Origin of the sequence: uncultured Slackia sp., assembly GCF_934630525.1 — a bacterium.
Lineage (GTDB): Bacteria > Actinomycetota > Coriobacteriia > Coriobacteriales > Eggerthellaceae > Slackia.
The window spans coordinates 106556-129921 of record NZ_CAKTVX010000005.1 but is presented as its reverse complement, the minus strand read 5'-3'; the positions used below and the strand labels follow the sequence as shown (position 1 = coordinate 129921).

20 protein-coding genes and 2 tRNA genes are annotated in these 23366 nt (G+C 57.4%); all 22 read right to left on the bottom strand.

The genetic code is table 11. The features are described 5' to 3' along the window. Positions 1–106 precede the first annotated feature (106 nt). A complete protein-coding gene (locus Q0D41_RS05925) occupies positions 107–610 on the bottom strand; it encodes a rhodanese-like domain-containing protein (protein ID WP_294376601.1) in 504 nt (167 codons plus the stop codon). A gap of 373 nt (positions 611–983) precedes the next feature. Continuing rightward, on the bottom strand, positions 984–1481 hold the full coding sequence (locus Q0D41_RS05920; protein ID WP_294376599.1) for a metallophosphoesterase family protein: 498 nt from the start codon (positions 1479–1481) through the stop codon (positions 984–986). A 175-nt stretch (positions 1482–1656) separates the two neighbouring features. Then, positions 1657–2127 (bottom strand): 23S rRNA (pseudouridine(1915)-N(3))-methyltransferase RlmH, encoded by a 471-nt coding sequence (rlmH, locus tag Q0D41_RS05915; RefSeq protein ID WP_294376596.1) that lies wholly within the window; start codon positions 2125–2127, stop codon positions 1657–1659. 252 nt (positions 2128–2379) lie between these two features. After that, positions 2380–2928 carry an NYN domain-containing protein gene (locus Q0D41_RS05910; RefSeq protein ID WP_294376594.1) on the bottom strand — a complete coding sequence of 183 codons (549 nt, stop codon included), beginning with the start codon at positions 2926–2928 and terminating at the stop codon, positions 2380–2382. Positions 2929–2945: 17 nt separating this feature from the next. After that, positions 2946–3713, bottom strand: coding sequence for a 23S rRNA (guanosine(2251)-2'-O)-methyltransferase RlmB (rlmB, locus tag Q0D41_RS05905; protein ID WP_294376592.1), 768 nt, complete (start codon positions 3711–3713; stop codon positions 2946–2948). A 196-nt stretch (positions 3714–3909) separates the two neighbouring features. Then, a complete protein-coding gene (gene cysS / locus Q0D41_RS05900; protein ID WP_367113813.1) occupies positions 3910–5376 on the bottom strand; it encodes a cysteine--tRNA ligase in 1467 nt (488 codons plus the stop codon). A gap of 12 nt (positions 5377–5388) precedes the next feature. After that, positions 5389–6102, bottom strand: a complete 714-nt coding sequence (cysE, locus tag Q0D41_RS05895) for a serine O-acetyltransferase (RefSeq protein ID WP_294376589.1) — start codon at positions 6100–6102, stop codon at positions 5389–5391. Positions 6103–6150: 48 nt separating this feature from the next. Next, on the bottom strand, positions 6151–6636 hold the full coding sequence (gene ispF, locus Q0D41_RS05890; protein WP_294376686.1) for a 2-C-methyl-D-erythritol 2,4-cyclodiphosphate synthase: 486 nt from the start codon (positions 6634–6636) through the stop codon (positions 6151–6153). A 275-nt stretch (positions 6637–6911) separates the two neighbouring features. Then, complete coding sequence (gene ispD / locus Q0D41_RS05885) at positions 6912–7784, bottom strand: 2-C-methyl-D-erythritol 4-phosphate cytidylyltransferase (RefSeq protein ID WP_294376587.1); 873 nt, start codon at positions 7782–7784, stop codon at positions 6912–6914. Positions 7785–7873: 89 nt separating this feature from the next. Beyond that, the gene (locus Q0D41_RS05880) at positions 7874–10447 is read right to left on the bottom strand and encodes an ATP-dependent Clp protease ATP-binding subunit (protein WP_294376584.1); all 2574 of its coding nucleotides are present in this window, start codon (positions 10445–10447) and stop codon (positions 7874–7876) included. A gap of 351 nt (positions 10448–10798) precedes the next feature. Then, positions 10799–12760, bottom strand: a complete 1962-nt coding sequence (lysS, locus tag Q0D41_RS05875) for a lysine--tRNA ligase (RefSeq protein ID WP_294376580.1) — start codon at positions 12758–12760, stop codon at positions 10799–10801. A gap of 193 nt (positions 12761–12953) precedes the next feature. Further along, positions 12954–13421, bottom strand: coding sequence for a transcription elongation factor GreA (gene greA, locus Q0D41_RS05870; RefSeq protein WP_294376578.1), 468 nt, complete (start codon positions 13419–13421; stop codon positions 12954–12956). A 141-nt stretch (positions 13422–13562) separates the two neighbouring features. Further along, positions 13563–13859 carry a twin-arginine translocase TatA/TatE family subunit gene (locus Q0D41_RS05865; RefSeq protein ID WP_294376575.1) on the bottom strand — a complete coding sequence of 99 codons (297 nt, stop codon included), beginning with the start codon at positions 13857–13859 and terminating at the stop codon, positions 13563–13565. Between the two features lie 65 nt (positions 13860–13924). Then, positions 13925–14001: transfer RNA gene (locus tag Q0D41_RS05860), tRNA-Pro, on the bottom strand. A gap of 126 nt (positions 14002–14127) precedes the next feature. Then, a complete protein-coding gene (locus Q0D41_RS05855; RefSeq protein WP_294376572.1) occupies positions 14128–15330 on the bottom strand; it encodes a C40 family peptidase in 1203 nt (400 codons plus the stop codon). 389 nt (positions 15331–15719) lie between these two features. Next, positions 15720–16859 (bottom strand): C40 family peptidase, encoded by a 1140-nt coding sequence (locus tag Q0D41_RS05850; protein WP_294376570.1) that lies wholly within the window; start codon positions 16857–16859, stop codon positions 15720–15722. Positions 16860–16981: 122 nt separating this feature from the next. Continuing rightward, the gene (locus tag Q0D41_RS05845; RefSeq protein WP_294376568.1) at positions 16982–17728 is read right to left on the bottom strand and encodes a peptidoglycan-binding protein; all 747 of its coding nucleotides are present in this window, start codon (positions 17726–17728) and stop codon (positions 16982–16984) included. 21 nt (positions 17729–17749) lie between these two features. Next, positions 17750–18790, bottom strand: a complete 1041-nt coding sequence (locus Q0D41_RS05840; RefSeq protein ID WP_288483715.1) for a polyprenyl synthetase family protein — start codon at positions 18788–18790, stop codon at positions 17750–17752. Positions 18791–18892: 102 nt separating this feature from the next. Then, positions 18893–18977: transfer RNA gene (locus Q0D41_RS05835), tRNA-Leu, on the bottom strand. Positions 18978–19293: 316 nt separating this feature from the next. Then, positions 19294–20244 carry a Ppx/GppA family phosphatase gene (locus Q0D41_RS05830; protein ID WP_294376564.1) on the bottom strand — a complete coding sequence of 317 codons (951 nt, stop codon included), beginning with the start codon at positions 20242–20244 and terminating at the stop codon, positions 19294–19296. Positions 20245–20327: 83 nt separating this feature from the next. Continuing rightward, the gene (locus tag Q0D41_RS05825; RefSeq protein WP_294376561.1) at positions 20328–21599 is read right to left on the bottom strand and encodes a septum formation initiator family protein; all 1272 of its coding nucleotides are present in this window, start codon (positions 21597–21599) and stop codon (positions 20328–20330) included. 244 nt (positions 21600–21843) lie between these two features. Continuing rightward, positions 21844–23313: a basic amino acid/polyamine antiporter gene (locus tag Q0D41_RS05820; protein ID WP_294376559.1), complete on the bottom strand. Its 1470-nt coding sequence runs from the start codon at positions 23311–23313 to the stop codon at positions 21844–21846. Positions 23314–23366: the final 53 nt, after the last annotated feature.

The window sequence follows — 23366 nt, the reverse complement described above, 5'->3', positions numbered from 1 at the left end:
ATACTTACCGCTATTTCAGTACTATGTATATAATTATGCGTTTGGTATCGAATGGAAACCCAGTTTCAATTCTGCGTCTAACGTATTAATTGACACTTGCAGCCATCTAGCGATTGCAGCCACAGTCATGGTCATGCGCATGGCCATGCTCCCCATGATGATCGTGTCCACAACCGCAACCGTGGCTCTGGCCAGCTTCTTGCGTCGCAACGGCGCCATTCTGCGCAAGCGCCGCAGCCACAGCGGCCTCTTCCGCCGTCGTTACAACCTCATAAGGCCACGAGGACAAGCCGGGGGCGTTGTAGACATTCACGTAGCCGAGCGATTCCATGTGCTCGCACGCACGAGCCGAACGCTCGCCAGCATTCGAATAGAGCACGATGACCGAAGCGTCGTCGGAGAGCTCCATGCCTTTGCCATTCGCGATAGCGTCGAGGCCGCGCTCGCCAAGAGCCTCATCGAACAGGCAATCGACGATATCGTCAACCGACATGTTGCCAGCGCCAGGAATGTGGCCCGCATCGAATTCCTCTTCGTCGCGCACGTCGACCAACAGCATATACGGGTCATTGGCGAGCATTTCCTGCAGTTCCGCGTGATCAAGTTCCATAGCAAGCCCTTCGTTATAAATTGTTTTCACGGCCTGGGCCGTGCTATAATACGGCCAGATGGCAGCGCCCGCCGAACTAACGCACTTTCCAGGGGAGTTAGCTACGGGTGATGCTTTCGTTTATGTTGGGCCGGTCTTGCGACCGGCTTTTTCATTTCCTGGGCACCATTTTCTTTTCTCGTTTCTTCCTGCTTTGAATTCGTTCAGCACAATCGAATACAAATCCGACGATTGAGCACCATGCCGCAACGGCCATCACAATATCCATGGTGGTTACTCCTATCAAAAATCGAAGGGAGCATCACCCGCAGGAATCGGCGAGCACTACCGCATCATATTGTATCATCGAACACACGTTCGAATCTTATGAAGATTACCCGAGCTCGACGAAGCGAATTTCCCTCACGGCACCGTTCTCGATAGCGATTTTCGCAAGCTGCCGTTTCGAGCCGCCACGCGGACGCGTTACCGAGCCGGGACACAGCACAACATCGGCAGGAGAAGCGGCCGAACCGCGCAGTAATTCAGGCACATGGGTATGCCCATGAATCGCCACCTGCGGCACAGGGTCACCGGACTTTAATACGTTTGTACGGCCCGATAGAATCGCGCGCAAATCCGTTGGCGTATGCGTCACCAGGAAACGCACCCCACCAATACGGGGAGTCGCCACCGTTCCTACCGATTCGCCATATTCGGGATAGTCGTTATTGCCCAGCACGGCGCACACCGGCGCAAGCCCACCAAGCTCGAGCATTATTCCCGGACCGCAAATGTCGCCCGCATGAATAATGAAGTCGCAGTCGGCCAGTTCCGCATACGCGTCTTCAGGAAGTCGTCCATGCGTATCGGACAATACTCCAACCAGCAAAATCAAAACCTCGTATCCCTATTCACGAACATCGATAAAAGCCTTGGCGAGTACAGCTCGAGCGAAACCTTGATAGAACACGCTTGGCCACGAACCGAAATCCAAGCCCGAAACGCTCCGCCAAAACTCAATGCGGCATTGACCGCTTTGCCGTTAGCGGAACAACAGAGCCAAACTACTTGTGATACGGCTCGCCACGCGAGATTTTGAACGCCCGATAGATTTGCTCGAGCAGCACCACACGTGCCAGATTATGGGGAAGCGTGATTTTGCCGAAAGACATGCTTTCATCGGCAACGTCATACACGCCTTGGCTCACGCCGCCGGAGCCTCCCACGATGAACGAAATCTCACTCACGCCAGAAAGCGCCAACGCATCAACACGCGCCGCAATGCCCTCGCTCGAAAGCTGCCTGCCGTCCACATCGAGCAGAATGACATGCGAGTGCTCGGGCAGCTTCTCCAGAATAGAGCGGCCCTCCTTCGTGCGCGCACCTTCTTCCCCACCGACTTTCGCCGGATCGCAATCGGGCACCTCGTCGACGCGCACCTTCGCGTAGCCTTTAAGACGCTTCAGGTACTCGTCGCATGCCTCCTTCCAGAATCGCTCTTTCAACTTCCCTACGGCAACGACCTGGATTTTCATTGGCCCACTCCTTTCCCCTAATACGATTTAGGCGCCACCACAACGGCGACGCCTAAGCGGATTCGTTAATTTGATTGTAGCGAAAGCCCGAGCGCTTCTCAACGGCGCATTTTCACCCGCAAACGGCACCTCGAAGAGAAAATACCTCGAGGCCCACTTTGTTGAGCCGCAATGCACGAAAGACAACAGCAGTGCGACCCTCGGAAGCTCTTCGCGCCAGGCAAACGGGCAGAAGCATCGTTTATTTGCCCACTACAGAGAATCGCGAAGGGCCTTCAGTTTCGCGACCGTATCGCCACCCAAACGCTCAGCGACCGTGTTCTTCACGACTGTTTTCGGCGACTCGTCCAAATGGAACTCGTGAGCATTCACCGCCACCGCCCGGCTGAAGCCGTTCGCGCTCATGCGATCGACACCACCGCCGAATACGGTGTTTTGAATGGCCGCGTCACTCGATACCACCATGGTTTCGATACCGCGAGCGCGCGCATCCCATGCAAGCTTCTCGATAACTTTGTCGGCAGAATCGCCCGCACGCGAGAACATGATGCGCACGCCGGCGATTTTTTCAAAGCTGCCATCGGAGAATTCGTTGTCGGCTCCATCGAACACGATAATCGCTTCAAAATCGCGGCCAGCGTACATCACCACATCGTCGATGAGCGCCTCACGAGCACGATTGAACGAATCGGTATCGTAATCGGGGTTCGGGCCGGGGTTGCGCATGTCGCGGTAGCGCGAACCGCTGCGCAGCACGTTATAGCCATCGACCAGCAATAATTTCCTGCGTTGCTTTGCCATTGCGAACAGATGCCCCGCTATTCGCCTTCGGCGGCGCGAACGGTGGTCTGACGCATCCATTCATACATGACCGCCGTGCATGCCTGGGCAACGTTGAGAGAGCCAACATGGCCCGCCTGCGGCAGCTTCACCAGGAAGTCGCACTTCTCGAGCGTGAGACGGGCGAGGCCTTCAGCCTCATTGCCCATTACAAGCGCGATTTTGCCATAGAGCGGCGCGTCCCATACCGTATGCTGAGCTTTCTCGCTCGCGCCGGCGACCCAGAAGCCCGCCTTCTTCAGGCGGTCAATCGCCGAAGCGAGGTTGGTCGCCTGGGCGCAGCGCACATGGTTGATGGCGCCCGCCGAGCTCTTGTACGTTGCGGCGGTCACGCTTGCCGAGCGTTTGCCCGGAATGATGAGGCCGCTCGCGCCAATCACGTCAACCGAACGCGCGATGGCGCCAAGGTTGCCCGCATCGGTAATGTGATCGAGCAGCACCACGAGCGCGGCGCCATTGTTCTTTTCGGCATCGCGCTCAGCAATTTTCAGAATGTCGGTGACGCTGGAGTACTGGTACGGCTTCGCATGCGCCATAACGCCCTGATGGCTGCCGCGCTCGCTGTGCTCGTCGAGCACCTTGCGAGGCACGGTTTTCACGGGCACGTCGTACTGCTTTGCCTTGCGCAAAATGTCTTTGATTTGGCTATCTTGCTGAACGTTGTCGGCCATAAGCACGGAAATGAGCGGCATCTGCGCGCGCAATGCCTCAATGACCGGGCGTTTTCCTTCAATATAGTCTGCCACGTGGGCTCCTTTACGGTTTCGATAAATGGGGAGTTCTCGTTGCGGCCGCAGGGGCCGCAAGCGACCGTCTGAGTTCAAACTTGTTCTTCATTCCAAAGTTGAACGAAGTCAGGCGGGCGCATAGTGAGCGAAGCGAACGGTAGCCCGCCGTGGTCGCTCGCGGTCCTTGCGGCCGCGGCGAGAACGGCGGGATTGATTATTTCGCCTTGACGCGAGCGCCGGCGGCGGTGTCTTCCACCACCAGGCCAAGCTCGCCCAGGGCATCGCGAATAGCATCGGCCACGGCCCAGTCTTTCGCGGCGCGCGCTTCAGCACGAGCGGCAATAAGGGCCTCGGCAGCCTCGGCCGTGTTGTCGCCAGCGTAACCAGCGCGCTCGGCAGCAAGTGCGATGATTTCGACAGGCAACTCTGCCTCCTGCTCGGGAAGCTCGATGCCCAAAACGTCCATGGAGCGCTCGATAAACTCGGCAGCCGTAACTACCGCCTCGGCATCAACCGCACCGTCGGCGGCATCGAGATACGAGTTCGCTTCAGTGATGAAGCCGAAGAATGCGCCCAGGGCACCTGCGGTGTTGAAGTCGTCATCCATGCATGCCTTGAACTCGGCATCGGCCGCCGCAACAGCATCGGCGAGCTTTTGAGCCAATGCGGCATCGGGCTCGCCCGTCGCGTGGGCCGCCGCCCAACGCAAGTTCTGCGCCGTGCCCGCAATACGAGCCAGCGAGCTTTCCGCGCCTTCCAGACGCTCGAAGCTGAAATCGAGCGGGCTGCGATAGTGCGTTTGCAGCATAAGCAGGCGAAGCGCTGCCGCCGAGTGCTTCTCGAGCACTTCTTCGAGCGTGAAGAAATTGCCAAGCGACTTCGACATCTTCTCGCCGTTCACCAACAGCATGCCCGTGTGCATCCACGTGTTCGAAAAGCCCTGATGCCATGCGCACGTTGCCTGCGCGCATTCGTTTTCATGGTGAGGGAACGCAAGGTCGCTGCCACCGCCGTGGATATCGATGGGCACACCCAGGTAGCGATGCACCATGGCAGCGCATTCGGTATGCCAGCCAGGACGGCCTTCGCCCCAGGGGCTTTTCCAGCTGGGCTCACCCGGCTTGGCGGCCTTCCACAAGGCGAAGTCGAGCGGGTCGCGCTTGATTTCGTTTTCCTCAATGCGCGCGCCCACCATGAGGTCGTCGATATTGCGACCGGATACTTCGCCATAGGTCTCGTCGCTGCGCACCGAGAAATACACGTCACCATTCTCGACCGCATAGGCATGGCCCTGCTCAATGAGCGTTTTGATCATGGCGATCATGGGGCCGATTTCTTTCGTAGCGCGCGGGCGCACGTCGGGGTCGATCACGTTCGCGCGACGCATGACGCCGATGAACTTGTTCGAGAATTCCGTGGCCACCTCGGCTGCCGTGCGACCCTGTTCGTTGGCTCGATTGATAATCTTGTCATCAACGTCGGTCAGATTCTGGGCAAACGTCACTTCGTAACCACTTGCAATGAGCCAGCGGCGAATAACGTCAAAGCTGATAAACGTGCGAGCGTTGCCGATGTGGATATTGTCATACACCGTGGGGCCGCACACATACATGCGCACCTTGCCCGGCTCGATAGGCTCGAACTCTGCCTTTTTATGGGTTTGGGAGCTGTAGATTTGCACGATTCCTCCTGGTTATTCCGAATCCGACGCAACGTCGGGAGTGGTTTTCGCGGGGCTTCCGATGGTTTTGCCTTGCGCCTGAGCCGCAAGCAGCGTTTCCAAGCGGGCAACGCGCGCCTGCAGCTCGACGACATCGGCCGTCGTGGGGTCGGGCAGGCATTCGCGGCGCGCGGCGGCGTTTTTCTCTTCCTGCTGCACAAGCTTGCCATTGCGCACCACGATACGCGCGGGAACGCCAACAACCGTACAGTTCTCGGGCACGTCTTCGACGACAACCGCACCGCCGCCGACCTTCGAATTGTCGTGAATGGTGATGCTGCCAAGAACGGCCGCATTCACGCCCACCATGACATTGTTGCCGAGCGTGGGGTGGCGTTTACCGCTCTCTTTGCCCGTGCCGCCAAGCGTAACGCCTTGGTACAGCGTGACGTCATCGCCGATTTCGCACGTTTCGCCGATAATCACGCCCATGGCGTGGTCGATGAAGAATCGGCGGCCGATTTTCGCAGCGGGATGAATTTCAACGCCCGTCATGAAACGAGTGAACTGGCTCGAAATGCGCGCCAAGCTTTTCAAGCCATGGTTCCACAGCCAGTGTTCGACGACGTGGCTCCAACGGGCATGCAGGCCCGGGTACGTGAGCCAAATGATGAATTTGCTTTGCGCGGCAGGGTCGAGACGCTTAACGTTGTTCACGTCCTCGGCGATAGTTTTGAAGATATTCACGATAGATTTCCTTCGATGTTGGAGGCGATTACATTTATGGAAGCGCCCCTAGCAACATCGTTTCGAAAGCAGGGCCACGGCCTGAGCCGAAATGCCCTCTTCGCGACCCTCGAAGCCCAAGTGTTCGGTCGTGGTTACCTTTACGCCCACCTGATCAACTTCGATACCCATAGCGTGAGCCAGGTTTTCACGCATTTGATCGCGGAAAGGCGAGAGCTTGGGAGCCTGCGCCGAAATGACGCTATCGACATCGACAATATCGAAGCCCAGTTCGCGCACATGATTCGCAACATGCGACAGCAACACCATGGAATCGGCGCCCGCATACGCCGGGTCGGTATCGGGGAACAGCTTGCCGATATCGCCCGCACGCGCAGCACCGAGCAGCGCGTCAGAGATGGCATGCGCAAGCACGTCGGCATCGGAATGTCCCAAAAGCCCCTGATGGTGAGGAATGTCGACACCACCCAGAATAAGCTTGCGGCCTTGCGCGAATGCGTGCACATCGAAGCCGAGGCCCACGCGCATATTCATAGCGTTCGTCACGAGTAATCCCTTCGTCTTAGACGAAATCGTAATGTTCCGAACGATTATAGCCCACTTCAGCGCGACGAAGTTTGCGGCAGGCGCAAGAAGGAAAACCTCTTCCGATGAGCACAAGATGAGGCGGCTTGACACAATAAAAGCGTCTTGGGCCTCTCTACTCGCGCCCCATGTGGTGATTGGAGTGAGAAGCCTATCCTTCCAGAGTCGTGCCCCTATAAAAAATGGGGCAGAGAACTTGTCCCTACCCCATTTCGACCGATCAGCTAGTCGGGCTGAACGCCCAGGCTCATGTTCAGCATGGCGTAATCTTCCGGAACGGTAAGCTTGATGTTGCTGCGCTTGCCTTCCACCACGAGCACCTTGCCGCCCAATCGTTCGATGAGCGACGAGTCATCGGTGCCCACGAAGCCCTCTGAAAGCGCCGACGCGTGCGCGCGACGATACACGCCCGCACGAAACACCTGCGGCGTTTGCGCATTCCAGAACACGCGGCGATCGGGGGTTCCCACGATGCAACCGTTTTCGACCACTTTGAGCGTGTCGATCGAGGGCGTGGCGACAATCGCACCATCGGCGTCGAACGTGCCTTTGAGCGTGTTGATGGTATGTGCGATGAGCTCAGGGGCGATGAGCGGACGGGCGCCATCGTGCAGCACCACGTACTCATATTCCTCCGACGCGTATTCCAAGCCCGAGAACGCGCTTTCCTGACGCGTGGCACCCGCCGGAGCCATCGTGATAGGCGTCACAAACGGATACGGATCAATGGCGCAGCTGCGATATTCGGCAATGCGCTCTTCGGGGCACACAACCACGATTTCGCCAACATCTTCAACCGCATCGAACGCCGCAATCGACCAAGTGAGCATGGGGCGTCCAGAGATCTCAACGAGCTGTTTGCCGCCCTCGTGGCCGAAACGCTCGCCCGAGCCGCCCGCCAGAATAATGGCAGCCGTTTTCGGGCTCTTCGACACCTTGCCCGAAAAATGCACCGTTCTCGCGCCCGTTTCGCTCAAATCAAGACGGGCCGCCGCATCTTCGGCGACTTCAACAAGCGCCGTAGGCACAAACACCGGGTCAATAACGCCGAACTCGGCCGCACCTCCCACGGTTCTCACATTCTCCGGTGCGCTCATGGGCTCCCCTTTCATGGCCTCAACAACAAAGGGGCGCCCACAGACGCCCCTCGCATGGCGCCGCCGCGAAGACAGCGCCTTATGGTTCGTTAATCAGCCGCGCCGTCGCTCGACACGCCGCCACCGTGGCTTGGCGCCCCGGCATGCGACAAATCGAACTGCGGCAGCAACGATTCTGCTTCAGATGCAATGTTATCACGTTTTCGCGGCGCGGGAATCTCTCCTGTGCCAGGCGTGAAAGTTAGCTCGCCATCTTTCACATCGACATCGATGACCGAGCCCGCATGCCACGTACCGGCAAGCAGCTGCTCGGAAATAGGATCTTCGAGCAGACGCTGAATCGCTCGACGCAACGGACGAGCGCCCATCGTGGTATCGGTGCCCTCCTTGGCCACAAGCGCACGAGCTTCCGGCGTAAGATTGATAGTCATATCCATGGCGATAAGGCGATCGCGCAAGTCGGCAACCATGAGGTCGACGATTTGGGCAATCTGCTCTTCGGTAAGGCTCTTGAACACGATAATCTCGTCGAGGCGGTTCAAGAACTCGGGTCTGAAGAGCTTCTTCATCTCGCTCATCACGCGGCTCTTGATTTCCTTATCGGAAAGGCCCTTCTGCGAATCGGGCGTGAAGCCAAGCGGCGCGGTTTCGGCGATTTGGCGAGCACCCACATTCGAAGTCATGATGATAACCGTGTTGCGAAAGTCGACCGAGCGGCCCTGCGAATCGGTAAGGCGGCCTTCCTCGAGAATCTGCAGCAAGATGTTGAATACATCGGGATGCGCCTTCTCGATTTCGTCGAACAACACGACCGAATAAGGACGCTGGCGAACGGCCTTGGTAAGCTGGCCGCCTTCGTCGAAGCCCACATAGCCCGGAGGCGAACCGACCAGGCGGCTCACGCTGTGCTTCTCCATGTATTCGGACATGTCGTACGTGATAAGCGCGTCTTCGGTGCCAAACAAAAACTCAGCGAGCGCCTTGGAAAGCTCGGTTTTGCCTACGCCCGAAGGGCCGAGGAAAATGAACGAGCCGCTGGGGCGCTTCGGATCTTTCAAGCCAGAACGGCTGCGGCGAATAGCCTTCGACAGCGCCGTTACGGCTTCCTCCTGACCGATAATGCGCTCATGCAGCACGCCTTCCATACGCAAAAGCTTGTCGGCTTCGGCTTCGGTAAGGTTGCTCACGGGCACGCCCGTCGACATGCTCACCACGTCGGCAATTTCAACCTCGGTGATATTGGCGAGTTCCTTGTCGCTCTCTTCGGAAAAACGCTTTTCGGCTTCGGCGCGCTGCCCTTCAAGCTGCTTTTCTTCGTCGCGAAGCTGCGCGGCGCGCTCGAACTCTTGCGCCGATGCCGCCTCTTCCTTGTCAAGGCGAACACGGCGAAGCTCATCATCGAACTTGCGAATCTCATCGGGCAGCGTGCGATTGCGAATGCGCATGCGCGCGCCAGCCTCATCGAGCACGTCAATCGCCTTGTCGGGCAGGAAGCGATCTTGAATATAACGCGAAGACATAGAGACGGCAGCCTGCAGCGCCTCGTCGGAATAGCGCACGTGATGATGCGCCTCGTAGCGGTCGCGAAGGCCGTCGAGAATGCGTAGAGCCTGCTCCTCGCTCGGCTCTTTCACGTTCACCGTTTGGAAACGACGGGCGAGCGCGGAATCTTTCTCAAGATGCTTGCGGTATTCCTCGGTAGTGGTGGCGCCAATCACCTGCAGCTCACCGCGAGACAGCGGCGGTTTCAGGATGGCGGCAGCGTCGATAGAGCCTTCGGCAGAGCCCGCGCCAATGATGGTATGCATTTCGTCGATGAACAAAATGATATTGCCGTCTTTGACGACTTCCTTAATGACTTTCTTCAGGCGCTCTTCGAACTCGCCGCGGTATTTGCTGCCTGCGACCAGCGCAGACACATCGAGGGTAATCACGCGCTTGCCTGAAATGATATCGGGCACCTGATCGGCCACAATGAGCTGAGCCAATCCTTCGACCACGGCAGTTTTGCCTACGCCGGGCTCGCCGATAAGCAGCGGGTTATTCTTCTGACGGCGCGAGAGCACCTGCATCACGCGTTCGATTTCGGCCGCACGGCCAATAACCGGATCGAGCTTGCCCGCCTTGGCCTTCGCAGTAAGGTCGGTGCCGAACTGCTCGAGCATGCTCTTCTCGCCATGGGGCTCGCCGCCGAAAAACGGCATGCCCGCAGCCACGGGCGTCGGCTGATCGACCAAGTCGTTGAGTGCGGAACGAACAGCGTCGATTTCGACGCCGAGCTTCGCCATCGCATCGATAGCGCCGCCCTCGCCTTCGCGCACAATGCCGAGCAGCAAATGTTCGGTAGAAATATAGCTTTGGCCCATTTGCATAGCTTCACGCAGCGCATTTTCCAGCACGCGTTTGGTGCGCGGCGTGAACGAGATGTTCGTGCCCGCTTCGGCTTCTTGCTCGCCTTCGGCCATACCGGTGACGACTTCAAGAGCCTTCTCGTACGTTATGCCCACGCGTTCGAGAGCCTGCGCAGCAATGCCGTCAGGCTCTTTCGCCAGGCCAAGCAGCAAATGCTCGGTGCCCACATGCGGGCGCTTGAGCGCAGCGGCTTCTTCCCTGGCAAGCACAAGGACATGTCGCGCCTTGTCGGTAAATTTATCGAATGCCATATACGGTCCATTTCTGTAGAAGTTGCTGAATGTATGCTAGCACTCATTCGCAATGAGTGCCAAAGCTTCACATGCGCGATACCTTCTTGTTAATAATCAATTGGGCCTCAAGCTTGGCGGTTCCGTCCCTGGTTTCAGTAGATTCCGCACGAGCAGAACAGCACTTAATGTGCTGTTCGTCGCGAGCAGGACTTGACCGAGCTGAAACCAGGGACGGAACCGCCAAGCAATGCAAAAGCTTGCCCCAAAATTTGTCTCGGTAGATTCTGCATTCCGAAGAATCCAAGGACTCAAAACCTAGTCTCACGGCGCAAATACGAAAAGGCCGCCCTTCCGGACGGCCTTTGATTGCTAGTAGAGCTTTGCGCCAGCGGGAATCGCGCTGTCGAGCTGCAGCAGGTTCAAGCGCTCCTCGCCATTCTCTTCATGGATGGCAGAAAGCAGCATGCCGCACGAATCGATGCCCATCATCTTGCGCGGGGGCAGATTCGTGATAGCCACGAGCGTCTTGCCCACCAGATCTTCGGGTTCATAGTCGGCATGAATGCCCGAAAGAATGGTGCGTTCGACATCGGTGCCGTCATCGAGCTTGAACGCCAGAAGCTTCTTCGACTTCTTCACGGCCTCGCACGCCTTCACCTTCACCACGCGGAAATCGTTCTTGCTGAAGGTTTCGAAATCGACGAATTCCTCAAACAAGGGCTCGACGGTAACTTTCGAGTAGTCGATGGTCGGAATCATCGAGCTGACAAACGGGCTTGCCGTAGCGGCATCCTGCGCCTCTTTGGCGGCCTTTGCGCCGCTCTTCGCACCTGCCTCGGGCTTCATGTGCGGGAACAACAGCACGTCGCGAATGCTCGCGGAGTTGGTGAGCAGCATGACCACGCGGTCGATGCCAATGCCAATGCCGCCCGCAGGAGGCATGCCATATTCCAGGGCGCGCACGTAGTCTTCGTCATATTCCATGGCCTCATCGTCGCCGCCGGCCTTTTCGACCATTTGGGCGGCAAAGCGCTCGGCCTGGTCAACCGGGTCGTTAAGCTCGGAGAACGCGTTGGCGTATTCGTGGCCAGCAATAACGAGCTCAAAGCGATGCGTAAGACGGGGATCGTCTTCATAGCGCTTAGCAAGAGGCGAAACCTCGATGGGGTAATCGCACACGAACGTGGGGTTCACGATAGTGTCTTCGCCGAGCTCGTCATAGATTTCAGCAATGAGCTTGCCCGCAGTCCACTCGGGCTTCACTTCCAGACCCTTGCTGCGCGCGGCTTCGGCCAGAACGTCAACCGGCGTGTCGATGGTGACCTCGAAGCCCAAAACCTCGGAAACGATATCGGTCATAGGACGGCTCGCCCACTCGCCCGACAAATCGATCTGCTGGCCCTGGTATTCAATGACCTCGGGGTTGCCCACTGCGGCATTGGCCGCTTTGATAACGCCCTGAGCGAGCGCCTTCATGCCATCGAGGTCGCTGTAGGCGCGGTAGGCCTCCATGGTAGTGAACTCGGGGTTGTGCGTAAGGTCCATACCTTCGTTGCGGAAAATGCGGCCGATCTCGAACACGCTCTCGAAGCCGCCAACCAGGCAGCGCTTCAAATGCAGCTCAGTGGCAATGCGCAGGTAGCATTCCTGGTCAAGCGCGTTGAAGTGCGTGATGAACGGCTTGGCCGTAGCGCCGCCCTGAATGGTTTGCAGAATCGGCGTTTCAACTTCGATGTAGCCATCAGATTCCATGTAACGGCGGAACGTGGAAAGGATGGTGGAGCGCTTGCGGAAGGTGTCGCGCACGTCTTCGTTCACGATGAGGTCGACGTAGCGTTGACGGTAGCGGGTCTCTTTGTCGGAGAGACCATGGAACTTCTCGGGGAGCGGACGCACAGCTTTGGAAAGCAGCGTAAGGGCGCGCGGAGCAATGGAGAGCTCGCCGCGCTTCGTGCGCACGACAACGCCCTCGACGTTCACAATGTCGCCCAGGTCAAGGTTGCGCAGAAGCTCCCAATCGGCCTCGGACATGTCGTTGATGCGGCAGAAAAGCTGAATGTCGGCCGTGGTGTCGCGCACCACGAGGAACATGATTTTGCCCTGACCACGCTTGGCTACAATACGGCCGCCGATTTTCACGACGTCCTCGGTGTCTTCGCCCGTCGCAAGGTCGGCGTACTTCGCAACGATGTCGCGCACGTAGTCGGTCACTTCAGAGTGCTCGGGGTACGGGTTCACGCCGCGGGCGATGTAGTCTTCGCGCTTGGAAAGACGCAGCGCACGCTCGTCGTTGAGCAGCTCGGGGGCAATGGTGTTTTCGGTATCGGTCATTTGAAAACCTCTTCGTTTCCAGATGTGGTGATGAACAAAAGCATTCTATCGCAGGTCAAGCGACAAGTGCGAAAGGTCGCAGATTATACGTCGCTTTCGCACCAAATAAAAAAGGGACAGAGGACAATCCCCTGCCCCTTTCGATGGCGAGTTGGAATAATTGCATTCGCCGTTCGGCAGAACGGCGAAATCCCTAGTGTTCGATCTTGAGAATCGTCATCTTGATTTCGCGGCCGGTAGGACCGATGGCGGTTACTTCGTCATCTTTCTTATGGCCGAGAAGAGCGGCGCCAACGGGGCTTTCGTTGGAAATCTTGCCCGCAGCGGCGTCGGCTTCGGCGCCACCAACGATGGTGAACACGCGCTCTTTGCCGCCCATGTTCACCGTGACAATAGCGCCAACGGTAACCTTGTTGGACTTCTTCGGCGTATCGACGATCGTTGCCTCAGAGAGAATCTGGTTAATCTCGGCGATACGAGCCTCGACCATGCCCTGCTCGTTTTTCGCATCGTCGTATTCGGAGTTCTCGGAAATGTCGCCGAATTCGCGAGCAACCTTGATGCGCTCGCCAACCTCGGCGCGCTTCTCGGTTTCGAGGTAATGCAGCTCCTGCTCGAGCTTCTCGCGGCCCTCGGGAGTAAGGATGTAATCGCTACCCATTTCGTGACACCTAATTTCAAAAATCGATTCAGCGGCAAAAGGCCGCCCTTTTACTAAAACGGGCACGCAATGCGTGCTCGTATAAGAAAACGGCATGTCGGGCCAGCCGACACGCCGCATATTACCTTAAGGGAGAATGTGCTACTCTTCTTCAGCCTTTGCAACAGGCTCAGCAGCTTCGGTCGCATCTTCCGCTTCAGCCTTTTCAGCAGCCTGCTTCTTCGCAGCAGCAGCCTTCTTTTTACGGGGCTTCTCGGCGGGAGCTTCTTCCTCAGACGCGTCCATTTCCTTCTTGGCGCTTCCCATGCCATCGCGCAGGTTCTTCACCGTGCGGCCAAGCGCAGAGCCGAGCTTCGGAAGGTTCTTGGGGCCAAAGATAAGCAGAGCAACGGCCAGAATGATGAGGAGCTCAGGAACTCCAAGACCAAAGATTTTCATGCAAGCCTCCAAGTTTTGGGGCCCGACCAATATGGCCGGAAAACAAAAAAGCTGGTGCGATTAAATGGTCGGGACGACAGGATTTGAACCTGCGGCCTCTGCGTCCCGAACGCAGCGCTCTACCAAACTGAGCCACGTCCCGACTTCTCGCAAACAGCGGGCTATATGTTAACACACACGCCGAGCAATGCAAGCACTTTTTTTCGACTTCGTAGGCAATCTAAACGAAAAAAGGCACCGACCTGGGTCGATGCCTTTCAATTCCTGCTTAGTACCAGCGCAAGGCGCAGTAGAAGGGATTCCATTGCGAAAGCGAGCTGTAACACACCACTTCACCGGGCTGCGGAGCGTGAATATAGCCGCCACCGCCCGTAGCGATTGCCACATGATAGTCGCATGCATACACGTCGCCCGGCTGAGCCTCAGAAAGTGAACCCGTCCACTGGGCGGAGGCGATCTGATCCCATGTCGTACGGCCAATCCAAATGCCCGCGGCACGCGACCAGCAGCCAGACGTCAGGCCGGAGCAGTCAAGGCCCGAACCCCATGTCGTGCCGCCCCATACGTAGGGCACGCCGAGCTGGCTTTGCGCAGCGGCCACGACGGAGCCGCCGTAATTGTTCGAGCCGCCATTCGAAGATGAGCCACCAGTCCATGACGAACCGCCGCCCGAAGAGGAGCCGCCACCGTTGTTAGAGGCATTATTCGAGACGCCGTTATTGCTCGAGCCAACGTTATTGGAGCCGCCATTATCATTCGAAGCGTTATTGGTCGACGACGCAGCCTCGGCCTGCGTGGCAGCCGCAGCAGCAGCCTCTTCCGCCGCCTTCTGAGCCGCAGCCTCTTCCTCGGCAAGCAGCTGCGCTACCTGAGAATCGAGCGAGTCGACCTCGTTTTGATACTGCTGCACAAGCTCTTCAGCCTGCTTCTGCGCCGCTTCGGCCTCTTCGACCTTCTGCTGGGCGATATCGGCCTGGTTGGCATATTCCTGCTTTTGGGCCTCGTTGTCGGCGCGAAGGTTCTTGGTCTGCTCGACCATCTCAGAATCTTTTTCATTCAACGAGGTGAGCGTATCCCAGTTCTTCGCGAAATCGTCGAACGAATTCGAGCCCAGAATAACGTCGAGGAACGTGGTTTGCCCATCGCGGTACATGTTGCGAGCGCGCTTGGAAAGCTTGTCTTGCAACTTGTCGATGTGCGCGTTGTTGTCGTCGATTTTAGCTTGGCACTCGTCCATCTTGGAGACTGCCTCGTCGTGCTCCTGCACGGCTTGGTTGTAATTCGCAGACGCAGCACCGAGCTGCTCGCGCATAGAATTCAGCTTTTGACGAGCTTCGTCGGCCTGAGCCTGCACGTCAGCAGACGTAGGATCGGCGAAGGCATTCTTCGGAGAAACCATGGCCGCGGCGCCAAAGGCGGCGGCTCCACCGAGGAAGGCTCGTCTCGTCAAGCGTGCGTTTAAAGTAGTCATAAACGAACCCCTTCATATGGTATCGGGAAGTCGAAATGGAGACTTCCGACGAACGAGGATAGCAAAGCCGCAGCATTAATTACACCCCATGTAACCAAAGCGGCACATGGCTTTCACAAACCTAGAATCGAATGTCGCAGATGAAACCAGGTATCTTTTATATACTTAGCTCCATTTCTCACCGTAAACGTTAAAAATAATTCGACAGCATGATGAGGGGATATTCGAAAGGCGGCACATCATATTGCGCTTTGGCAACGTGCCTTCAATGCGCTTGCGCGCCTCCATTACAACGGAATCACAAAACGTGAAATTTCAGCATCCTGAATAAAAAAATGAAAGGCCCGTCGCACGAACAGGCCTGAAACATATACATACGTATTTGCTCGCTACCAACGAAGCGCGCAAACGAATTGAGGATAGTTCGACTCGCATACCGTTTGACCCGGCTGCGGAGCGTGAATGTAAGAACCGCCGCCCGCAGACGTGCAAATGCCCACATGATCTTTCTTCCACAAAACATCACCGGGCTGCGCTTCAGAAAGCGGTCCACGCCAACGGGCGGAAGAGTACTGAGCGCTATCGGTGCGGCCAATCCAGATACCCGTTGCCTGCTGCCAACACCACGACGTGAGGCCAGAGCAGTCGAGACCGACGTTCGGAGTGGTGCCGCCCCATTCATACGGCACGCCAATTTGGCTACGCGCAAAATCGACGACCGATCCCGAAGGCGGAATGTAATTATTCGTGCTGTAGCTCGGCGAAGTGCCGCCACCACCATTATTCCCGCCGCCGTTGCTGTCGCCATTGCCGGTGCCGCCGCCGTTGGCATTCGAAGGCGCAGTCTCAGGCTGTTGCTGAATCTGCTCGATGGCCGCCTGAGCTTCGGCGGCGAGTGCAGCCTGACGCTCCTGGTCGTACAGCGCCTGCGCCTCGGAGGAAAGCGCATCATAGGATGCCTGGAATTGCTCGGCGAGCGCCGTGCCTTCCTTCACCGCCTTGTCGGCTTCTTCCATTTGATGGGCCGCTTCGCGCTCCTGTTTGCTGTATTCGTCGCGCTGCGCTTCGTTATCGGCGCGCAGTTCCTTGGTTTCGGCAACCATCTTCGCGTCGTTTTCGTTCATCCTGGTAAGCATGTCCCAGTTTTTCATGAAGTCATCGAACGAATTGGAACCCAAAATAACGTCGAGGAACGTGGTCTGGCCATCGCGGTACATATTGTTCGCGCGATTGCCGAGCTTGCCCTGAAGGTCTTCGATGCGCTCGTTGTTGTCGTCGATTTTCGCCTGGCACTCGTCCATCTTCGCCGTAGCGGCATCGTGAGCGTCGACCGCGGCGGCGTAATCTTTGACCTTTTGGTCCAAATCGGAATTGAGCTTCAGCAATTTCTGAAGTGCAGCATCGGCCTCTGCCTGCTTTTCAGCTGCCGTTGGCTCAGCGAAAGCGAATTTCGGCGCCGCGACGGCAACGCCAAATGCAGCAGCGCCACCCACAAATGCACGGCGCGAAAGATTCATGTGATTATCCATAAGCCCGGCCCCCATCGCCTGGTTGAAATCATATGAAAGATACTTTACCAGCCTTAACAGCAAAAAACAAAAGCCCGCACACAGCGGGCTTTCAGAAACCTGAAAAGAAACCGGTTTTGAATTTAAAACGCGTTGCAGAACGCATCCAAAAGCGTAATCGCATCGTGATGCGCGGCGCGCTCGATAGCCGCCACGCTCTCATCAACGCCAGGACCAACGATTTCAAGAACGATACGGCGAGGACGACCAGCTTCAGCAGCCTCGTTGGCTGCATCAACCGCATTCGCGATACGGCGACCAAGCGTCTGGGGGTCATCGCATACAACGCGCGGCACGTTCGTTTCGTACGGCTGGCCCGAACGCACGATATGCGCAAGCAGCATATTCGCATCGGGAGGCACGAGCAACGTTTCAGCGCTTACCATTTTAGAGCGCGGATTCGTGGCCATCGCCAAGTTCGACATGTTCGACGCCACGCTGCGCGTGTATTCCTCCGTACCGAACAGACACACGGCGTGGTTTTCGAGCACATCGGCGGCACGCGCAAAGCCCATGTACGCGCGATCTTCGATTTGAGGCTTGTCTTGCCATGCATTATGCAAATGACGCAGCGTCGCATATGTTTTCACGCCAGCGATGCCGTCGGGCACAAGGCCCATGTTCAACTGAAACTTGCGCAGGGCGCCTTCGGTATAGGCGCCAAACGTGCCGCTTACGCCGCCGCATGCAAAGCCAAGCGCGCCGAGAGCCGTTTGCAGCTGCTCGACGTCTTTGCCCGAAAAATACGGCGTACGCAAATACAGCAGGCGTTCGCCCAGCTCAAAGCCCTCGTCGGCTTCGCCTTCCCTATGAATTGCTTGAGGAATCATAGCTTCGTCCTTAGCATCGCATTATTTCATGCGATTGATGAAATAATCGGCCATAGAAATGAGCAGCGCGCGAGCATTGCTCTCGTCGATTTCCTGAAGGAGCTTTTCCTTTGCCTTATCGGTAAGCGAGCTCGCGTAATCGCGCGCATAATCGAGAGAACCAGCCTCGCGCATAATCGAGACAGCCTCGGCAAGCTCAGCGACATCGGTCGTTTTCGAAGAGAGAATCTCAACGAGGCGATCGCGCTTGTCGGAGTGCTTCAGCGCATGCACAACCATGAGCGTACGTTTGCCCTCGGTAATATCGCTCGCGTAATCTTTGCCCACGATTTCGGGGTCGCCCTCGATATTGAGCAGGTCGTCTTGAATTTGGAAAGCCAAACCCGTAGCCAAGCCATATTCGCGCAGCGCGGCAATCTGTTCTTCGGTGCCGCCACCAACGATGGCACCGACAGCCAACGGAACCGCACCAGAATAATGCGCGGTTTTATGAATTGCCATGCACAGATAATCGTCGGGAGTGATGTCGTAACGCTTGTCGCGCGCCCAGCCCAAATCGAGGGCCTGGCCCTCGATGGTGCGACGGGTCATTTCGATAAGCTCGGTAACCACGCGCACTTTTTGGGCATCGGTAAGATACGGATCCCTCATAACGGCACCATTCACCATGGAAAGCGCAAGGTCGCCCGTGTTAATGGCGATGCCCAAGCCTTCGGTGAGGTGCATGCAGGGCACGCCGCGACGTGTAGTCGCCTCGTCGGCGATATCGTCGTGAATAAGAGCCGCCGTATGGAAGTGCTCGATGGCAGAAGCGGCGGATGCAGCATGGCGAATATCGCCGCCCACAGCAACGCACGCCGCAAAGCAAATCAGCGGGCGATGACGCTTACCGCCGTTCTCGCTGTATTTCATAAGGGGCCCATAGAGATACGTATCCATATCGGGATGGTCGCCCGACGGGATATACGAGTTCACTAAATCGCCTACGACCTTGGCATTCTGAATGAGGTACTCCTCGAACGACGCGGGCGGATTCGCCGCTGCCGTAAGGAGTTCGTTCATGCTTTCGTTTCTCACTTCAGCTGAATTCATACCGGACTTTCCGATCGTAGGTTCACCGCAATGGGTTCATGCAAAAAAGCATCTGGAAGCCACGCTCTTCCTTGGTAGGAGCGGTGGGACTCGAACCCACAAGCCTTGCGGCGGCGGATTTTAAGTCCGCTGCGTATGCCAATTCCGCCACGCTCCCACGATGCTTATCGTGCTTATTTGCACGGTTTTCTATGATAGCAAATGAGCAACAATCGCCGCAAAAGCCCACGAAAGACACGCTAATATCATCGTTTTGCGCCAGTCGCCGCGCACGCCGACCCCTGGGCGATCAAAGCGTTTTGAGAATCGCCAAACGACGCACAAGGGCCCGATTCGCGGCAATCGGCCCCATGCTCACGCCCCAGGACGTCCTTCCATAAAACCAAAAACAGCGTTCAAGCCGGCACCCTCGTTAACATGCTCTATGCTCCGAGCATTGAGCGCATGGGGCCCTTGCAATTAACCGGCGTTTCCTAGAGCGCGCTTCTTGCCGCATCGAGCACAATGCCGATAAGAATATCGCTCTCGCTCACCGTGAAGCCGTCAAGATTCGCAAGGTCCATGACCGCACCCAGAATCACGAGGCCCGCCGGAAAAATACCCGCGCGCTTGGGTTGAATGCCCGCAACCTTCATGCGCTCGGCGAGCGGCAACGCCCACATGCGCTCAGCCACTTCGTCGAATTCAGCGCGCGTCACGCGAGCACCATGAACCTTCGACGAGTCATAGGGAACCAAAGCATCTCGCACGGCCACCACACTCGTAGGCGTCCCCGCAACCGCAACAAGGCGGTCACACGAATTGCCCGTTTCGAAAAACGGGGCGAGCGTCTCGTGCGCCCACGCTGAAGCCGCGGCAAGCTCGTCTTTCGTCGGCGGATCGCCAGCCAGGAATCGCTCCGTCATACGACGGCAGCCGATATTGAAAGAATGCGATGCTCGCACCGCAACATCAGGCACGAGGTCGCCCGCCGAACCGCTCGCTCGACCAAATACCATCTCGGTCGAACCGCCGCCAATATCGGCAAACAGCAAATCCTCGTTGCGAAAATCATTCGACGCGCCCAAAAACGACAGCGCCGCCTCACGCTCGCCCGGAATCACCGAAAGCTCAACGCCGACTTCACGCAGGCGCGACACGAATACGTCCGAATTGCGCGCATCGCGGCTCGCGCTCGTGGCAAGCGCGACCACGCGGTCGACCGAGCAATCGGCCGCACATGCATCAATAACCTTGCGGTACTCAGCGACCTGGGCAACCGTGCGATCAATTGCCTCGGGCAAAAGCACACCCGACGCATCGACCCCTTCGCCCAAATTCGTGATGGCGCTTTGGCGGGCCACCTGCCGAACGCCCGAAGCGTCCACATCCGCAACGAGCAAACGGCTCGTTACTGTTCCAATATCGATTGCAGCAACCCTCATGCGATGCACCTTTCTGCTCGCCCTTCCGTCTTGCCTTCATTGTAAAGAAAGAGCCGGGGAATTTCCCCGGCTCGAATCGTGCTTTATTGAGCGTCGCTATATCCAAAAACAGGGTCGAGCACACCCGAATACCATGTGTCGGGCGTTTTCACGCTCGCAGAATCGATTTGAGCATGCACCGTATCGGGCGTCGATGACGATTCATCTTCAGAAAGGCCAACCACAACGCCAGCGGTCTCACCCTTCGACACCCAACCAAGCTGCTCGCGCGCGACATCTTCGATGCCCTCGTCGGTCGAAAGCCGATCGATGTCGCTTTGGATAGCTGCGTTGCGCTCGCTGAGCAGGGCGTATTCCGCCTCAAGCTTGTCTTGCGTGCGCAAACCCACGTAATACTGCTGCGCCATAGGATACAAGAACCAAAGAGCCGCGGCGATGCAAATCAAAATGCCGAGCGCATAGACCCAAATCGGTGCGCTCAAATGGGCTTTTGTCTGCGACGCGCGACTTGTGGCAGCCGCGCCTCGGCCGCCACGGGCACTGCGTCCCTCGCTCGAACCGCCAAGGTCGTTGAAAGCTCGCTTATGATTGCGACCCATCTCGCCCTTGTAGACCGCCGCCCGACTGCCCGCTTGCGCAGGAGCGCCAGCGTCGCCTCCAAATTGACGATTGAAAAGCTTCTCGGCTTTGGCCTTGGCCTTCGACTTCTGACGGCGCTCCTTTTTCGAAAGGCGCGAGCCATACGACGCCTCGTCCTCGTCATTTTCGATATCGTCGGGGTCGAATACCTCGACCGCGGCACGAGGCTGCGCGGATGCGCCACGCGAAGCGCGCGACTCCCCGGAACGAGAAGAACGGCGTGAATTCGAGCGAGCCGAAGCGCCGCCAAAGAGCTGCTCATCAAGATCGTCGAATGCCGAGAATGCATCCAAATCGAAGCCGGACGACCTCGTTGCCACTCGGCCCGAAGCCGAACGCGACGAACGAGCCGGACGCGAACTCACGCGCGAATTCGCCGCGAATGATGCCTCGCGGTCGTCGTAGGGAGCCGGCTCGACGATGGGCTGAATACGCCCAGAGCGCGTGACTTTCGAGAATCGAGCGCGTTCGCCACGGGCGAAACGGTCGCTTGAAAGCGAATCGAGCGATTGGGAGTAGTCGAGCCCGCGAGCGGAAGATGTTTCGCCAACAGCATGGGAACTTACACGGCCCGATGCGGCATAGACGTCGCGACCGCGCATAGATGCGCTTTCGTCATATCGAGCAGCGCGCGACTCAACAACATCTCGCGACGCACGCGAAGATGCGCGGCTCGAGCCGTCGAATGAAATGATATTGCTGCTGTTGCGCGACATAAAAGATGAGGCCCCTTGCATCGTGGTGTGTTTAAAGTGGATGTAATGCTGTGAGCTTGTGTCTGATTATCATACCACGGAGACGACAGGCGCGGCATTCAATCGCCCACGCGCGCGCTTATTTTCACGAACAGAAAACAAGCCCAGGTAATCGCGCCGCATCCTTCCCCAACGCAAAAGGGCCAGGGAACAATTCCCTGGCCCGACACATCGCTTTTTCGCAACGAAAGCGTTCTCGGCAGAGTTAGATAACCGAAATCACACCCGTCGCAATGCACACGATACTAATCACGAAGAACGCGACAATAGCAGCGGCAACCACCTTGTCGAGCGTCTTCGGCAGGAATGCCTCGTTGCGCTCTTTCTGGCCATACCAGTACAAAACGATGCCCGGCGCGAACAGAATGGTCGTGATCATGAGGCCCGTAAGACCACCCGCGTAAATCAAGAAGATCGAGTAGAAGAAGCCAACGATGCCGATGCCGCGATAGAACGCCAGCTTGCCGCCCGTGACGCCCTCAAACCCATCCTTCTTAAATGCGCACACGAGCAAGAACATCGAGCTGAAGAAGTACGGGATCAGGATCATCGAAACCGACACGCCGTAGAAGAACTGGTACGTTTGCTCGGAGAACAAGATGATGACGAGGAACACCTGAACGATGAGGCAGGTCACCGTAAGGGTGACGATAGGAGCGCCCTTGCGGTTTTCCTTCGCGAAGACTTTCGGGAACACGCCCTGCTTCGCGGCCTCGTGAGGGCATTCAGAAGAGATGATGGTGTAGCCCAGCATAGCGCCCAGAAGCGACAGGGCGACGCCCAGGTTCACGAGCGCAGCGCCCCACGGACCAACAACGGCCTCGAGCACGCCTGCCATCGACGGGTTGGGAAGCTCCGCGAGTTCAGCGCGAGGCATAACGCCCATGGACAGAATGGAAACCAGCAGATAGATGCACAGGATGCCAATGAACGCGGTAACGGTTGCGCGGCCTACGTCCTTGCTATATTTCGCACGACCGGAAATGGCGACAGCACCCTCGATGCCCAAGAAGATCCAGATGCTTACGCCCACGGTGCCAACAACCTGATCCCACAAGCTCGGTCCATCGGGCTCGCCCCAGAAGTTGTCCATGAAGATTTCCGGGTCGAAATGCATGCTGAACAGAATGGCGACAATCGCGACGAACAGCGGAACCAGCTTGGCGATAGTCGTGATGATGTTGACGCTCGCAGCCTCTTTCACGCCGCGGCTCACCAAAAGCCAGCAAATCCAAACCACGATGGATGCGCCAATGACCGAAGGAAGGTTATTGCCCTCACCGAACAGGGGCACGAAGTATGAGATGGACGCGAACAGAAGCGTGGTGTAAGAAACCGTGGCGAGCAGCGCCGAAATCCAGTAGCCATAGGCCGAAATGAAGCCCATGAACTCGCCCCAACCGGCGCGAGCATACGAATAGATGCCGCCCACCAATTCGGATTTATATTTGCTCAGCGCGTAGAAGCACATCATGAGCGAGAAAACGCCGATGCCGCATACAACCCAGCCGATGAGCACGGCACCCGTATTCGCGCCCGCCGCGGCCATATCGCCGGCCATGGTGAAGACGCCACCGCCGATGACGGCGGTAATCACGGCCGCAATAAGATGCGGCAGCGACAAGCCATTGGGATCGTTCACCTGAGATGACGAGCCCCCGTTGGACTTTGCCATAGTATTCCTGCTTTCTTTAGCGACTCGTTGAAACACCGAACACCCCTGAACAG